Source organism: Serratia sp. NPDC078593 (assembly GCF_050268245.1).
Lineage (GTDB): Bacteria > Pseudomonadota > Gammaproteobacteria > Enterobacterales > Enterobacteriaceae > JBNNGK01.
In genome coordinates this window covers 13798-29221 of the sequence record NZ_JBNNGK010000002.1, presented here as the reverse complement: position 1 = coordinate 29221, position 15424 = coordinate 13798, and the positions used below count along the sequence as shown (strand labels likewise).

The 15424-nt window shown below is 44.5% G+C and carries 17 protein-coding genes; 9 read left to right on the top strand and 8 right to left on the bottom strand.

The window, feature by feature from the left end; all coding sequences use genetic code 11:
* Window positions 1-303 precede the first annotated feature (303 nt).
* Together ACQKDS_RS02185 and ykgO are read left to right on the top strand one after the other, a co-directional pair.
* Entirely contained in the window at window positions 304-558 is a 255-nt protein-coding gene (locus ACQKDS_RS02185; RefSeq protein WP_399665218.1) for a type B 50S ribosomal protein L31, read from the top strand.
* A 10-nt stretch (window positions 559-568) separates the two neighbouring features.
* Window positions 569-709 carry a type B 50S ribosomal protein L36 gene (ykgO, locus tag ACQKDS_RS02180; protein ID WP_004954542.1) on the top strand — a complete coding sequence of 47 codons (141 nt, stop codon included), beginning with the start codon at window positions 569-571 and terminating at the stop codon, window positions 707-709.
* Window positions 710-826: 117 nt separating this feature from the next.
* Here ykgO and ACQKDS_RS02175 read toward each other — a convergent pair whose 3' ends face one another.
* From ACQKDS_RS02175 to ACQKDS_RS02165, 3 genes are read right to left on the bottom strand one after another with little or no spacing between them, the layout of a single operon-like run.
* Window positions 827-1705, bottom strand: coding sequence for a metal ABC transporter substrate-binding protein (locus ACQKDS_RS02175; RefSeq protein WP_399665213.1), 879 nt, complete (start codon window positions 1703-1705; stop codon window positions 827-829).
* A 25-nt stretch (window positions 1706-1730) separates the two neighbouring features.
* Entirely contained in the window at window positions 1731-2588 is an 858-nt protein-coding gene (locus tag ACQKDS_RS02170; RefSeq protein WP_399665211.1) for a metal ABC transporter permease, read from the bottom strand.
* Window positions 2585-3298, bottom strand: coding sequence for a metal ABC transporter ATP-binding protein (locus ACQKDS_RS02165; RefSeq protein ID WP_399666187.1), 714 nt, complete (start codon window positions 3296-3298; stop codon window positions 2585-2587). The genes ACQKDS_RS02170 and ACQKDS_RS02165 overlap by 4 nt, the downstream gene beginning before the upstream one ends.
* 954 nt (window positions 3299-4252) lie before the next feature.
* On the opposite strand from ACQKDS_RS02165, the gene tomB reads away from it, so the two are divergent.
* Window positions 4253-4621: an Hha toxicity modulator TomB gene (tomB, locus tag ACQKDS_RS02160; RefSeq protein ID WP_399665208.1), complete on the top strand. Its 369-nt coding sequence runs from the start codon at window positions 4253-4255 to the stop codon at window positions 4619-4621.
* Between the two features lie 48 nt (window positions 4622-4669).
* Window positions 4670-4873, top strand: a complete 204-nt coding sequence (locus ACQKDS_RS02155; protein ID WP_399665206.1) for an HHA domain-containing protein — start codon at window positions 4670-4672, stop codon at window positions 4871-4873.
* Between the two features lie 81 nt (window positions 4874-4954).
* Here ACQKDS_RS02155 and ACQKDS_RS02150 read toward each other — a convergent pair whose 3' ends face one another.
* The gene (locus tag ACQKDS_RS02150; RefSeq protein ID WP_399665203.1) at window positions 4955-5878 is read right to left on the bottom strand and encodes a LysR family transcriptional regulator; all 924 of its coding nucleotides are present in this window, start codon (window positions 5876-5878) and stop codon (window positions 4955-4957) included.
* 138 nt (window positions 5879-6016) lie between these two features.
* Here ACQKDS_RS02150 and ACQKDS_RS02145 point away from each other — a divergent pair, with 138 nt between their 5' ends.
* Window positions 6017-7807 (top strand): adenine deaminase, encoded by a 1791-nt coding sequence (locus ACQKDS_RS02145; RefSeq protein WP_399665200.1) that lies wholly within the window; start codon window positions 6017-6019, stop codon window positions 7805-7807.
* 27 nt (window positions 7808-7834) lie between these two features.
* Complete coding sequence (locus tag ACQKDS_RS02140) at window positions 7835-9178, top strand: NCS2 family permease (RefSeq protein WP_399665197.1); 1344 nt, start codon at window positions 7835-7837, stop codon at window positions 9176-9178.
* A 284-nt stretch (window positions 9179-9462) separates the two neighbouring features.
* On the opposite strand, the gene ACQKDS_RS02135 is transcribed toward ACQKDS_RS02140, so the two are convergent.
* Window positions 9463-9690, bottom strand: coding sequence for a DUF2188 domain-containing protein (locus ACQKDS_RS02135; RefSeq protein ID WP_187181531.1), 228 nt, complete (start codon window positions 9688-9690; stop codon window positions 9463-9465).
* Window positions 9691-9867: 177 nt separating this feature from the next.
* A complete protein-coding gene (locus ACQKDS_RS02130) occupies window positions 9868-10437 on the bottom strand; it encodes a recombinase family protein (protein ID WP_399673978.1) in 570 nt (189 codons plus the stop codon).
* Between the two features lie 327 nt (window positions 10438-10764).
* Here ACQKDS_RS02130 and ACQKDS_RS02125 point away from each other — a divergent pair, with 327 nt between their 5' ends.
* Together ACQKDS_RS02125 and ACQKDS_RS02120 are read left to right on the top strand one after the other, a co-directional pair.
* Window positions 10765-11643, top strand: a complete 879-nt coding sequence (locus ACQKDS_RS02125; RefSeq protein WP_399673980.1) for a retron St85 family effector protein — start codon at window positions 10765-10767, stop codon at window positions 11641-11643.
* 313 nt (window positions 11644-11956) lie between these two features.
* Window positions 11957-12886, top strand: a complete 930-nt coding sequence (locus ACQKDS_RS02120; protein ID WP_399673982.1) for a retron St85 family RNA-directed DNA polymerase — start codon at window positions 11957-11959, stop codon at window positions 12884-12886.
* Window positions 12887-12964: 78 nt separating this feature from the next.
* On the opposite strand, the gene ACQKDS_RS02115 is transcribed toward ACQKDS_RS02120, so the two are convergent.
* Complete coding sequence (locus tag ACQKDS_RS02115) at window positions 12965-13615, bottom strand: hypothetical protein (RefSeq protein ID WP_399673984.1); 651 nt, start codon at window positions 13613-13615, stop codon at window positions 12965-12967.
* A gap of 320 nt (window positions 13616-13935) precedes the next feature.
* On the opposite strand from ACQKDS_RS02115, the gene ACQKDS_RS02110 reads away from it, so the two are divergent.
* Window positions 13936-14742 carry a chaperonin gene (locus tag ACQKDS_RS02110; protein ID WP_399673986.1) on the top strand — a complete coding sequence of 269 codons (807 nt, stop codon included), beginning with the start codon at window positions 13936-13938 and terminating at the stop codon, window positions 14740-14742.
* Between the two features lie 71 nt (window positions 14743-14813).
* Here the strand turns inward: ACQKDS_RS02110 and ACQKDS_RS02105 are convergent, their stop codons facing one another.
* Window positions 14814-15323, bottom strand: coding sequence for a hypothetical protein (locus ACQKDS_RS02105; RefSeq protein WP_399673988.1), 510 nt, complete (start codon window positions 15321-15323; stop codon window positions 14814-14816).
* Window positions 15324-15424: the final 101 nt, after the last annotated feature.

Here is a 15424-nt window from a genome sequence, read left to right as displayed (position 1 = left end):
CTTTCTCTGCTTAAATAAGGCCGTTGATGCGGCCTTTTAAGACTGCTGACAAAGTCTGTTATTAAGGAAAGTGTACCGAAGGGGGCGTAGCGGCTTGCCGCCGGAGCGCCCCTCAGTGCGCTAGGCCCGAGTATCTCGGGTTCAAAGGCAACTTTGTCATTAACTTCAGGCCGCTTATGCGGCCTTTTTCTTGCCTGTTTTTCCCCTTCTCATTGGTCTACCTGCGGCAACAATTTCTTCTTGATCGTCTACGTCAGTCGGTACATAATAATTGTTATATTATAACATCACACTGGAGTCACCATGAAACCGGGTATCCATCCTGAATATCGCACCGTGGTCTTTCACGACCTAAGCGCAAACGCCTACTTTAAGGTGGGATCGACCATCAAAACCGATCGCACCATCGATCATGAAGGTGAAACGTTGCCCTACGTCACTATCGACGTCTCTTCTGCTTCGCATCCGTACTACACCGGTAAACAGAAAGAGTTCTCTAAAGAAGGCAGTACCGCGCGCTTCCAACAACGTTTTGGCCGTTTTATTGGCAGTAAATAAGGGAATCAACATGCAAGTTTTGAGCTCATTGCGCTCGGCGAAAAATCGCCACCCAGATTGTCGAGTCGTGCGCCGTAAAGGCCGCATTTATGTCATCTGCAAATCCAACCCGCGTTTTAAAGCAGTGCAAGGACGCAAGAAAAAGCGCTAACACAGAAAACGTGAGTGGATGACCAAAGCCCTGTTGCCGTTCCGCAGGGCTTTTTTTGTTCTGGTTTCACTGAGTCAGAACGGAAAACCCCACCGTTAAAGTAGGGCTCACCGAGCATTACTTCATACTATCAACAAGCATATCCACGTTATGTTTAAATGCTGCAACGTAGGTGGCTGCTGGCCCCTGTGATTTTGATAACGCTTCAGGATACAGTACCCCACCGGCTTTCGCGCCGGTTGCCGTTGCGATCTGTTTCACTAAACGCGGATCGGTTTGGTTTTCAATAAAGTAGCTATGCACGTGCTCATTTTTGATTTGTTTAATCAGATTAGCGACGCCACTGGCGCTGGCCTCCGATTCAGTGGAAAAACCGACGGGGGCGAGAAAAGTAACCCCATACTCTTGCCCAAAATAGCCGAATGCATCATGGCTGGTCAGCACTTTACGCTTCGCTAGCGGTATTGCTGCAAACTGCGTTTTAGCCCAACCATCCAGCCTATGTAATTGTTGGATATATTCAGAGCCACGCTGACGGAAATAAGCCGCATCTTGTGGATCGGCAGCAATCAGTGCGTTCATCACATTGGTCGCATATTGTGCGCCATTTTTCATGCTGTTCCAGGCATGCGGATCGGTAACCTGTTTACCCTCCTCCTCCATTTTAAGCGTATCGATCCCTTGAGAGGTGGTGATCACTCTGCCCTGATAACCCGATGCACTGACTAACCGGTCGATCCACCCTTCCAGCCCTAGACCGCTGACAAACACCACATCAGCTTGGGATAACAGTTTACTGTCTTGCGGCGAAGGTTCGAAACTGTGCGGATCGCCATTTGCGCCAACCAGCGAGGTCACATTAACGTGCTCGCCCCCCACCTGTTTAACGATGTCGGCCAAAATGGAAAAACTGGCAACCGCATCCATGGTTTTCGCCATCGTCATCGGGCTGACCAGCCAAGCCGTTGCCACTAACGTCATTGATAAACCTTTCATTATCTCTCCTTACACATAACACGTTTCAACGGCGTGCGAAGGAATAGATTCCGCCGCACGTCCCAAATAAAATCGAGATGAAAAAAATCATGCTAGCGCTGAGCACAATCGCCGGGCCTGCAGGTAACGAGGCGTAATAGGACCACATCAACCCCACGATGCTGGCAATCATGCCGCTCCCCATCGCGACAACTAACATTTGCGGTAAATTACGGGTCCAAAAATGTGCACTCGCGGCTGGCAACATCATCAGCCCAACCGACATCAACGTGCCGAGGATCTGAAAACCAGCCACCAGATTGATCACCACCAACACCAAAAACACACCGTGCACCGGTGCCAACCAACGAGGGGCGCTAACTCGCAGAAAAGTGGCATCAAACGATTCGATCACCAATGCCCGATACAACAGAGCCAACACCAACAACGAGAGAGTGGCGATAATCCCCACCATCACGATGGCGTGAGTGTCTACCGCTAAAATCGAGCCAAACAGTACGTGCAGCAAATCGACACTGGACCCGCGTAGCGATACCAGCGTGACGCCAAGCGCTAATGAGCCAAGATAAAACCCGGCGAAGCTGGCATCTTCTTTCAATGGCGTATGGCGGCTGACCAAACCAGAAAGCATTGCCACCGCCAGGCCTGCAATAAAACCACCAGTGCCCATCGCCACCAACGACATGCCAGAAATCAGATACCCCATTGCCGCACCCGGTAATACCGCATGCGATAACGCGTCCCCAACCAGACTCATGCGACGTAACAGGAGAAATACGCCAAGGGGAGCACTACTGAGCGATAAAGCCAGGCAAGCCACCAGCGCTCGACGCATAAAACCAAAAGAAATGAACGGATCAACCAAGAGATGGAGCAGCATCATTGCTTTTCCTCTTCTTGGCTCATTGCCGTAACGGGAATAGGTATCGGCGGCAGATGCGTTAACACACTATCAGCACTTCCCCAAACATAACGCGCTGGCGTTAAAAGTAGCGCCTCAGGAAAATGTTCTGCCACCATCGCCATGTCGTGTAGCACTGCGATTATGGTGTTGCCCTGTCGATGCAATTGGGCGATGACCTGCAATAACAGTTGAGTGGTGGCACGATCAATACCGGTGAAGGGTTCATCCAACAAAATTAATGATGCTTGTTGGACTAAGAGCCGGGCAAACAAAACACGCTGCAACTGGCCGCCAGATAATTCGCCCACCGATACATGCGCCATCGTCTCCATACCGACCGTAGCCAATGCCGCCGCTATCTGCTGCCGTGCGAGCCGTGTTAAACCGCCAAACATGCCACATTGCCGCCGGCAGCCCATTGCCACTACATCGCTGACAACGATGGGAAACTGACGATCAAGCTCGGCCTGTTGCGGCAAATAACCTATAGCCTGTATATCGTTAGCACTGATACTCAGTGTTCCACCTTGTGCAGGCAACAACCCGGCTAATGTTTTCAGCAACGTAGACTTTCCTGCGCCGTTCCCCCCGATCACCGCAGTTAACGATCCTGTGGTAAAACGACCACTGAGCGGCGGGAACAAAGGCGTCTTGCCGTAACCTACTCGCACCTGCTGTAAATTGATCATGGCAATACCACCGACCAACTGATTGCCAGCCACAGAAAAATCACTATGGCTAACGCGACAGCACACCGTCGCCACACGGAGGAGGTAAAAAAGCTGAACTCCGGCAAAGAGCCCGAGTGACGCTGAGGGATGCGATGTTTCATACAATCTGATTGGGTTGTTTATTGTTACAATATAACATCACAGCATTTAACCCAACTCAACCCTACCGTGTGCCTTTATTGCAACCTAACGTAACAATCCGTATTGGTCTCCCCCGGTGCCATAATCAGCGGGTCGTTTAAGAAAGATTGTTATTGATGAAGGTATACTGAAAGAAACTAAGGTTATTTTTGTCATTAGATCGGTTTGAAAACTGTAAAAAAACTTTAGTAAGTAAAAATACTGCCGACAAACGGACTAAGAAGCGTTAAGATTAATGACAAGATTGTGAGGATATCAGCGAGTAATGCCAGTGAAGCTTGTATGATCACCTTTGATAAATTTGCTTTCCTTATTAAATTAAAAAGGTGATTAATCCTAATTTCTTGCACTCGTTGCTCGGTTGATTCGTAGGTTGATTTTTTATTCAAAAAATCTCACTACGCTGCAGGCTCATTAGAAATTCTTGAGATTCAAAAATTAACCAGCTTCGACTATTCAACGAGTTAGCTTTATTAATGGTTCTTTTTTATCCCTGCCTTGATAGGTTTCACCAAGAACCCATCAGTACAGGCATGAGATATACCTCACATGAATAACAATGAATATTAAGTATTATCGATAACTGGCTACCGACCATCATCGATGAATTGTAAGATTACGTAATAATTACAGGCTAACTACGATAAAATGATTTATATTTAGAATACGGAAAGTTTATATCGCCACACTTAAGCTGCCTCCGTCAACGATGTCACCGATCTACTCACAGAGTGTTATCACACCGAAATTAAGACTTACGGAGGGGATGATATGGATGAGTATTCGCCTAAGCGGCACGATATTGCTCAACTCAAATTCTTATGCGAAAATTTATACGATGAAGGTATTGCCACCTTGGGTGACAGCCATCACGGCTGGGTAAACGATCCAACATCGTCCGTCAACCTTCAGTTAAATGAGTTGATTGAACATATTGCTTCGTTTGTCATGAGTTATAAAATTAAATACATGGACGGAAGTGATTTGTCGGAGATTGTCGAAGAGTATCTCGACGATACCTATACGCTGTTTAGTAGTTACGGTATTAATGATGCCGATTTGCGTCGTTGGCAAAAAACCAAAGCGCGATTATTCAGACTGTTCTCAGGAGAGGACATCTGTACGGCAATGAAAACTTAGGGGATAATTACCCCAATTATCTTACGGTTAATAAAACTAAAGGTTATCATGACAAAAATTGACTATCTGATGCGTTTACGTAAATGCACCACGCTGGATACGCTTGAACGCGTTATTGAAAAAAACAAGTATGAACTTTCAGACGACGAGTTAGAACTGTTTTACTCAGCAGCCGATCATCGCCTTGCCGAGCTGACGATGAATAAGCTGTATGACAAAATTCCAACGGCCGTTTGGAAATATGTAAGATAATCATACGTTCGTCAGCGTTGAGCCGGTGTCACAATCGGCCTCAATGGAATTGAAATAGACGATCGGTTTATTTTAGACAGTTTAAATTCGGTTTTGAAAAGCCTGCATAATCAATTGAAAGCAACGCTCAATTAATGGCAGGTGACTTTTTTGCGCGCTTCGCATCAGTGCTACGGTGCGGCTAAGTAACGGTTGCTGTAAATGCACGACGGTCAATGCCTCATCGCGTAAATGGGTTGTGTATAATTGAGGTAGAATTGCCACAGCTAACTGTGAACGAACCAAACCATACATCGTTTCTATAAAATCCACTTGGTAGCGCGCCGTCAAATTCAAACGGTGGCTTTCCGCCAGCGCTAACACTAATCGGCTGCTATTCCCTTTCGAGAAAATGGCTATGTCGCGGCGTGCTAATTGCCGCCAAGGTATATGGTGGGATTCAGCTAAAGGATCATCACGGCGCATCACCACCACAAAGGGGTCCTCCTGTAGCGGATGGATCTCCAGTGACTCAGGCACCGAGCTATCAAGTGCACCAAATCCAAAATCGATTTGGCCGTTTTCCAACTGAACTAATAATGAGTCGTTAGTCTGATCGTGAAACTCAATACGTAATCGTGGGAAATGCGTGGCTAATAATTGAGGCAATGCTGGAAATAACAGACTGCTGACAGACGGTACCAAACCGATACGCAACCGTCCGTCACCGCCTACCTGCATAATTTGCTGCATATCATCAAATGATGTCTGTGCCACATTCAACAAACGCTCTGCGTGCGGTAAAATCGCCGCTCCCTGCTCGGTGAGTGTCACCGCAGATGCCGTCCGATTCACCAATTTACCGCCCAACACTGATTCTATCTGCCGCAATGCGCTGCTCAACGCCGGTTGACTGATCGCTAAGCGATTAGCCGTGTCGGTAAAATGCCGCAGTCTTGCCAACGTCACAAAATATTGGATTTGCTTTAAAGATAGCGCGGGTAACCGACGCCAAGGTTCAGACATAGCGAGTTTCTGCCTGTTAACTAAGTAATCGTTTGCTACAGCATAAACGTTTCTTATCGTGCAATAAAATAAATCATCTGTGCAAAAACGACGGTGCCGCCTAAAGTAGCACCCCTATTATTAGGCAGGGTAATTATTATGACCTCTTCTTCCGTCAGTGCCAGCGATCGTCGCCGCGCTGTTACCGCAGCGCTGGGACAAATACCATTCGATTTGCTACTGACTCAGGCCAATATTATTGATATGGCAACGGGTGAGATTCGTCTGGCCGACGTCGGTATTGTTGGGCCACTGATCGCCAGCGTGCACCCTTGCGGTACGCGGTCAGATGCGATAGACACACACTGTCTGGCTGGCGCTTATCTCAGCCCCGGATTGATCGATACCCACGTTCATGTCGAAAGTTCTCACCTGCCACCAGAGCGCTACGCAGAGATTGTGGTTGCGCAAGGCACCACCTCCATTTTCTGGGATCCCCACGAGTTAGCCAACGTATTAGGTGTTGATGGTGTGCGTTATGCGATTGATGCCAGTCGTAACCTGCCGTTGCGAGTGATCTGCGCTGCGCCCTCAAGCGTACCCTCCACACCCGGTTTAGAAATGTCTGGCGCTGATTTTGGTGGCGACGAAATGGCTACCATGTTGAGCTGGCCGGAAGTGGCCGGCGTCGCGGAAGTGATGGATATGCATGGCGTGCTAAACGGCAGCCAGCGTATGCTAGACATCCTCAACGCAGGGTTAAACAGCGGAAAACTGATCGAAGGCCATGCCCGCGGTTTGACGGGAGCGGCACTGCAGGCCTATCTTGCCGCCGGTGTCACCTCCGATCACGAATTGACTTCCGCCGACGATGCCTTGGAGAAACTGCGTGCGGGTCTTACACTGCAAATTCGCGGTTCCCATCCCTATCTGTTAGCAGAGATCGTCGCCGCGCTAAAAACTTTGCCACACCTTTCTTCGCAGATTACAGTCTGCACGGACGATGTTCCACCCGATATGCTGCTGGAAAAAGGCGGTATCATCGCTTTGCTTAATCTGTTGATTGAACATGGGCTCTCCCCCTGCGATGCGCTGCGCATGGCGACGCTCAACGCCGCAATCCGCCTGCAACGCAACGATCTGGGGTTGATTGCCGCTGGACGCGTCGCTGATTTAGTGGTGTTCAACGCGCTCGAACGGCTGAATGCACAACGCGTATATGTTGCAGGCCAATGTGTTGCGCAGCAGGGTGCCATGCTCAACCCAATCGCGGCGAATCCAAACGTACTGTCGCCACGCGATACCCTGCGTTTACCTCCGCTTACCGCCGAAGATTTCATTCTGCGCGTCCCCGGCATTAAACATGGACAAGCCACGCTGCGCAATATTAAGGGCGCTCGCTTTACCCAATGGAGTGAAGTCACGGTCGAGGTTCGTGAAGGCAACGTTCAGTTACCGGCCGAGTTTAGCCTGATTTGGGTACAGCACCGGCACGGCCGTCATCCGGCGAAACCCCAGTTAGCCCTATTAGAGGGCTGGGGTGAACTGCGTGGCGCTATCGCGACCAGCTATTCCCACGATTCACACAACTTAGTGGTACTCGGACGCGATGCCCATGATATGGCACTGGCCGCCAACGCCCTGATCGCCAGCGGCGGCGGTATGGCCTTGAGCCAAAACGGTGCCCTATTGGCACAGGTAGCGATGCCGATCGCGGGCATGCTTTCTGACTTGCCCGCGGCTGAGCTGGCAGAGCAATTTAAGAATTTACGTCATCTGAGTGCGCAAGTCGCCGATTGGGAACCGCCTTATCGCGTGTTCAAAGCCATCGAAGGTACCTGTCTGGCTTGCAATGCGGGGCCACACCTTACCGATCTCGGTCTGACAGACGGCTCAACCCGTCAAATCGTCGACCCATTGATCGCCTGCTGGGAAACGCCGGCGCAATAATAAAAACATCACAGGAAGATCTATTTTATGGCTGAAAATTCAGTAAATCCTTCAACCTCAGGGAATTGGTTACAGCAACGTTTTCAATTGTATAGCCGACACAGTAATGTCAGAACAGAGTGTTTAGCCGGGATCACTGGCTTCCTTGCGGCAGCATATCTATTAGTGGTCATCCCTGGTTTACTCGCCGTCGGCGGTATGGATAAGGGCGCGGCGACCACCGGCACTATTCTGGTGTTTGTCGCCGGTACACTGTTGATGGCATTTTATGGCAACCTGCCGTTTATCGTCGGGCCAGGTATTGGCGGTTCGGTGCTGGTGGGCGTCACGCTAGCCGGTAGTGAAGGGATTAGCTGGCAAATCGGTTTAGGGATCGCTTGCTGGTCGGGGATTTTATTCTTTTTACTGACCTGGCTAGGGCTACGCGAAGTAGTTACCCGCTCAGTACCACAATCGATCAAGCTGGGGTTGACCGCATCCATTGGGCTGTTTGTTGCCGTGTTGGGTTTCCGCAATGCCGGGTTGGTCTTGGCGAATGCCAAAACGAATGCCCTTATGCTGGGTGACTTTACCGCGCCGGGCGCACTGATCGCTTTGTGTGGGCTGTTCTTGGCAATCGCACTACAGGCAAGACGTATACCGGGGGCAATCCTGTGGGCAATACTGTTCGCGACGCTGGTTGGCATCCCCTTTGGCGTCACCCACCTACCAAGCCAGTTAATCGCCCTGCCACATTCGTTGACGCCAGTATGGGGGCAAATCGATCTAATTGGCGCACTGAATATCGCGTTCTTGCCATTCCTGTTTGTCTTCTTTGCCTCTGAGTTTTTTTCGACCATGGGCACTACGCTAGCCGTTGGCGGCGAGGCTGGCCTACTCGATGAACATGGCAACATGCCACACATCAACCGCCCCTTTATGGTGGACTCCATCGCAGCCGCATTAGGGCCATTAGTGGGTATTCCCGCAGCGACCGCACTTATCGAATCGTCTGCCGCAGCGGAAGCCGGCGGCAAAACGGGTCTGACGTCATTGGCAGCGGCCGTGATGTTCCTGCTGATGTTATTATTCACGCCAATCGCACTGATGATCCCGAAAGAAGCCACCGCCCCGGCACTGATCCTCATCGGATTAAATATGTTTAGCGGGTTACGCAAAGTCGATTTAGCAAACTTTACCGACGGTTTACCCGTCTTGATGATGGTAATGATGACACTCATTGCCAACAGTTTTGGTACAGGTATCGCCGGTGGGCTGCTGTTTTTCATCATTATCAAGGTGATTGCCGGTAAATGGCGTGAAGTACCGGTTGGACTGTATCTGCTGGCGATCCCGCTGGCGTATTACTTTGCCACGCTGGTCAAACACTGATTCATCAGGCATCGGCGTAAGCCGGTGCTGTTTGTCATTCGGAGGGATAAATTGGTGGAGGCCCTGCCATCAGCCGTTAGTACTAAATTGTGTTGGTTAATCAATTGGTTATAGTGGTAGTACTACAACAGTACTGTACCACTCTCGATAGTACCGTCCAGCACAAAATCTTGCAAGTTAACGTGTTTGTAAGATTGGGTACATAACGTCAACTTCTGGGGATTTGTAGTGTCGTTAGTGCTCACCAAGTGCACACAAAAAAGGGGCGACAAGCCCCTATCCGGTTACTTCTTGTCTTTTGGCGGACAAGGATCGTTACCATGCGAATCTTTTTTCGCAATCTTGCCATCCTTGTTATGGATGACAAGCTCACTCTTTTGGTTTGTAGCAATCCCTCTTGCAGCATCCACCGCAGATTGCTTTGTTGGATGCACAGAAGTCGCTTTACTGTTTCCAGCTCCCTTAACTGCCCAACCATCATCATGAGGAACAACATGCTGATCTTTACCCATTATCAAACCCTCTATTTCAATGGAAATATCAGCATATAGTTATTTTAACAATCACTCAATACTACATATTGTGTTTCTCTTTGACTTTTATCACAAAAACAAGGATGGATATCGAAAGGATTTGAACCGTTCCCCCTTACACAAACCCTTTCCTTTACCCCTTCTGCTATATCAGTCCTAAGTACGGGTAGTACTTGCAAGCATTTCCTTTTTGACACGGAACACCGTCGCCCTTCCGCAGTCGCACAACTTAGCGATCTCGTCCGGTGTGTTCTTACCTACCTGAAGCATTTCAATGATTTTGTTATGAAGCTCTTTATTCTTCTGCTTGCCCTTGTATCTTTTGGCCTCTTTAGCAAGGGCAATCCCTTCATTTCGTCGTGATGCAATCATTCCCCTTTCAAATTCAGCTACAGCTCCCATCATGGTTAAAATCAGACGGGATTGTGGGGAGTTATCGAAACTCATAGAGTTTGCAAGAAAGCGAACAATGATCCCCCGCTCTACAAGACCATCAATCATTTCAAGTAAATCACGGGTATTACGAGCAAGACGGTCGATTGAATGAGTAATCAAGGTATCACCGTCGCGGAGGTGTGCAAGCAGGTTCAACAGTTCAGGTCTGCCACTGGTAGACTTCCCTGATTCCTTCTCTGTAATGATTTTATCGCAGATAGGTTCCAGTACTGCTAACTGACGTTCCAGATTTTGATCCTTCGTAGACACTCTCGCGTAACCAAAAATCATTTTCCTACCCTCGAACTTTATTTTGTATCATTTAAGTTAACCTAACGATACAGTATCATTTAGATCCTTTCAACCTATAAATGAGACTAAACGAGACGATGAAGTAGAGTATCGTTGGGGAGTACTCAAATGAGATTCTTGGTCATTCTTTTTTAGCTGGTATTGGGTTAGTGAAATATCGATCATCAGATCGAGATACTTGACATTCTATCGTTGGAGCTTTACTCGGTCAGGCCAGCTAAATTTTAAATCCTTATGATGCATAAATGCATTTTTTGTAATAAAATGCTGTATTGATTATGAAAAATGCCGTTGTTAGGAATGAATATGAAACTTCCCAAACAGAGCATCATTAACAAATTTCCAGATCTATATATTCATCAAACTATCGATGAAATAAGAAATTTATTAATAAATGGATTTGATGATTCCCAAAAAACAATTTTTTTATGCGGGAAAGATAAGTCAGATAAAAAAAGCCTTAGGTATAAGTTTTCAACATTTCTCTCTCAAGAAAAAGGTATAACTCTTACATATCCAGAAGATTTGTTTGAAGATCTTCTCGAAGGGCAAGGGAAAAATAGCCTTTTATCCCTCGAAACTCAACTAGCTAACTCAGTTGACCTGATTGTTCTTATACCTGAAAGCCCTGGTTCTTTCGCTGAATTAGGTGCTTTTTCTATGGATAAAACCTTAGCCCAAAAAATGTTGGTAATGAGATTGGGTGAATTCAAATCAGGAAAAAGCTTTATAAATCATGGCCCTATAAGACTTGTTCGTTCCCATGGAGGTGAGATATATGATATTCCTAAAAGCTTTAATGAAAAAAACCCAAAACATGTAAAAGAAGTTCTTGGAAAAATAAAGCAAACGCTTCCGAGTGGTAGAAAAAAGAAAGAGCTGGATAATATTTTGTTATACTCTAAGCATGTTCTTCTTTTAATTTACCTCTTTGATGATTTAAATTTACTGTCAGTCTATAAAACCATGGAACTAATTATGGGGCGAAAATTTGAAAGTCGGGATAATATTGCCTGTAAAGCTGCAACTCACTCACTTATAAGAGCTGGAATGATTAACCAACAAGAAGGTTTGTTCGCAATAACTAAAGCTGGGTATGATTCCATAATGAATAGTTTTCACATGAAATCATCACTCACTGAATTAAGAACAAAAATCATGAATAAACAATATGCTAGACACTGATCAGTGTTCTCTCATATAATATCCATGTGTGCTAGTTTTTAAGCAGGTGGCTTGTTAGTTAACTAATAAGTACACAGTGGATGGAGAGTCTCTCCGTTCCCGCAGTTCATCACAGAGATAGCGTGATGATCGAGTAACCCAAATCCCTCCCGCCGTGATTTGGGTTACTCGTTCATCCGCCTTACGGAAGGATGCTTCGCATCCATACCTTAATCAGGTATGTCTGCTCATTATCCTTCCCCGCTGTAGTCGTTAAAAACTAGCACACAAATTTATAGTTAGAACAATACACCTCTACTATGATGAATTAAAAATGAATGTCCATCAAGGAAAGTACACCCAACAACTTTTATCTCTTCCTATTCTTGAGGATGTGGATGATTTATCTCAATCACTGAGGCTTCCAAAAGAAGTCATCTCGAAATTTAGCTTTAATAACGACAGGTACTATCATCGTATTGAAATGGAAAAAAAATCCGGTGGTATACGGCATATTGAAAGCCCGGTAAAAGAGCTAAAAGCAATACAACGGTGGGTGTTAAGATACATTTTAGATAAACTATCTCCTTCTGTTTATGCAAAAGGTTTTGTAAAAAATAAATCTATTTTTGATAATGCTAAGCCTCATGAAGGAAATCAATATGTATTAAATCTTGATTTACGGGATTTCTTTACAAATGTCCAAGCTTCGCATGTATATACACTATTTAAAAACATAGGATATAACAACAATATAGCATTTATCCTTACTTCTTTTTGCACTAAAGGAGGTTACTTGCCTCAAGGTGCACCAACTTCGCCAGCACTATCCAATCTTGTTTGTTTACGGCTTGATCATCGAGTATCTACATACTGCAAAAAGCGTGCTTTGACATATACACGGTACGCTGACGATCTTTGTATATCTGGAAATAAAATATTAATTTTACAAAAAGCCTCTTACCTAGTAAAAGATATTATTAATAATGAAGGATTTACTGTAAACTCTAAAAAAGAGAAGTTCTTAGGGCCAAAAGTAAGAAGAGAAGTTACGGGGTTGACCGTAACTCCAAAAATAACCATCAGTAAAAAGAATTACTGTGTATATCGAAAAAGAATTTATGATTTAGTTAGAAATGAAATACATAACAAACATGAAGTTATACAAGGAATTATATCTTTTGTTAGAAGTATTGATAAAGAAAAAGGGAAAAAACTTTTTGTATTCTACGAAAAACAAAAATCCATCATTATGGGTGATTGATAGCAACAGAGACCTGTTTGTCTGAGCGATGTTCTCTTACCCACAGATATTAATTTTTATGTAAACATTCAAGTTATGTCATAGTAAAGTACCCACATCTTGCAGCAGTACTGATTCGTACAGATCACCTTGTACACCCCATACACCCCAATCTCGCAAGTACTGCAATAATTCAGTATCAAATACACCTGATACGATAATCCTCGGACAATATTTCATTATATCCTTTAGTAGTACAGGAAAGCTGTTTCTGTAGAATTGAGTACTGAAATAGCTTTCATCGATCTTAACTGCCTCATAAAATTTACTTATATCAGATTTCAGATTATCAATACCAAGACAATGGAGAAAAAGAGTATTACTACCGTGGGAAAGCGATTTCAGTACTGAATTACTCAGCCCCTCAGAGATCAGTAGCTTTAGATATGGCATTGATTTTATAAGTATCTGAATGTATGCGTCATGCTTCAAAATCAATGCAGTACTTGCGTCAATACTTAGAGAACAAAACAGTTTGCTATCAATGAAAAATTCTTCATTGTTGGTAATAAAGTGTATTATATCAATAAGAAAAGCTCGTTTTTCTTGGATAGTCCAGCCCTGTATTATATCAATAGACAAAGAATTGAGTACGTTAAAACCGTTTTCTCGGAATGTAGTAAGTACTTCTACCCCTAACAACTTCTGATCTGTGCTCATTACAGGTTGTGCAAAGTATTGAGTAATCATCACCGAGTATCCTGACTTTTAATGTACTGATATTTTATTATACCAGGTACGTCAGCTACAAACTAATACGACTAAAAAATACCCTACTTTTACTTTGCGTAGGAATCCCACCAACTTTATTGTTCGGAGCTGACTGGTCTGGGCAGTGAACTTATGGCAACATTAAGAGTAGTAACTTAGCGTAGGTAGCAATAACAGAATAACAGGTTGCTATCCTCGACCTCGATGAATCCGATTTTATTGAACTCAGGCAGTGCCTATGTAAATTATTTGATTTAAAATCAATACATTTAGCAGATATTTTTATCAAAAGGATTTTTATGAGCAAGATTTCTGAGCGTTTGAAACATGCAAGAATTAGTGAAGGGTACTGTGTCATTTGTGGTTCTTTTGGACATTTGAGCAAAGATCACGTGCCGCCACGCTGTGCGACAACGATCCAACCTATGTTCCAAAAAACAGTCTCTGAACATTATTCTTCTGAGGAAATCAAGCCAATAAATGCTCACGCTGGAGCAACCTTTAAAACAATATGCAAACATTGTAATAATAACTTACTTGGAACATTAGATGCCGATATCAAAAAACCAATAGAAAAGTTTCTTTTAGAAATAAAAAAATATATAACCGGCACTCATTATTATGGGAATACTATCTCAGTACCTTTCAATGCAATTCCATTTCTAAGAGCAATGATCGGCCATCTCCTAGCAGCTACTTCGGTAGAAGTTTGTAAAAAAGGACCGATCGATAGTGATTTTTATACACCACTAAGAGAATTTGTATTAGGACGGAATATACAAATAGAAGACACTCACGATTTTTATTATTGGTTTTATCCAAACAAAACTCAAATAACAGCCCAGTTAATATCATTCTTTAACAATGGACATATATGCCATTGTAGTTGTATGCATTTTTTCCCTATGGCATTTTTAATTACTTTTAAGGGCGAAGGAACATATCCTGCACATTCAACAAAACTGAATGTTGATGATAGGAATTTATACTTTAATATGACTCAAGGAAATTTAGATTATGTCGCATTCCCATTTGTTCCCCTCCGAGGGAATCAAATGACTGTGATGACGTCTAGTTTCACTTCGGCCAGTTACCCACAAAAGTAGAAATGTCCACCAATCACATCCATCAAAATCTGTGAGAGGTGGAAAGACTTAAATTTTTTATTTCGTATGGCTTAGGCTTGAACGGATTTGTACTTCTCGATGAAAGCACTTCGTTCTAAACCCGAAGCCGACACCAGATCTTTCAGTTCTTGGTTCATGTTTCCAGTAACAGGTATCTTGTACTGTTTACCATTGACAGTTATATCAACACGTTCTCTTTTCGTTGTAACGTTAGGCTTAGCTTTTGCTTTACTGCCTTTGCTTGGCGAAATGCCCAAAGATTCAATTAAGCTATTTCTTGCATCTTCATTTAAACTATTGATTAGTGCAGCTAGATCAGCGACTTTAGCCCTATCAATTTCTTTCTTGTACTCATCAGCTACCATAACGAGATTCTGAGAGAGACGACGTAGCTGTTCAATGAAGCTATCAGCATCCTCTTTGAACAACTTATCAATATCCGATTTACTATCTGACAGTTTGAAATTTTTACCACTGGCACGCGAAATTAAAGTTTTGTATCCATTTACATCAAGATCGTGAATAATACCGTTATCATTCTGATTGCTGGTACTTGCCATGTGCGATTTCCTTTCTAAATTGGTAGATGTAATACGATACTTATAGAAATCTAGTACTATGTCAAGCACTTACATTATAGTGATAATATCATGGGTAAAAC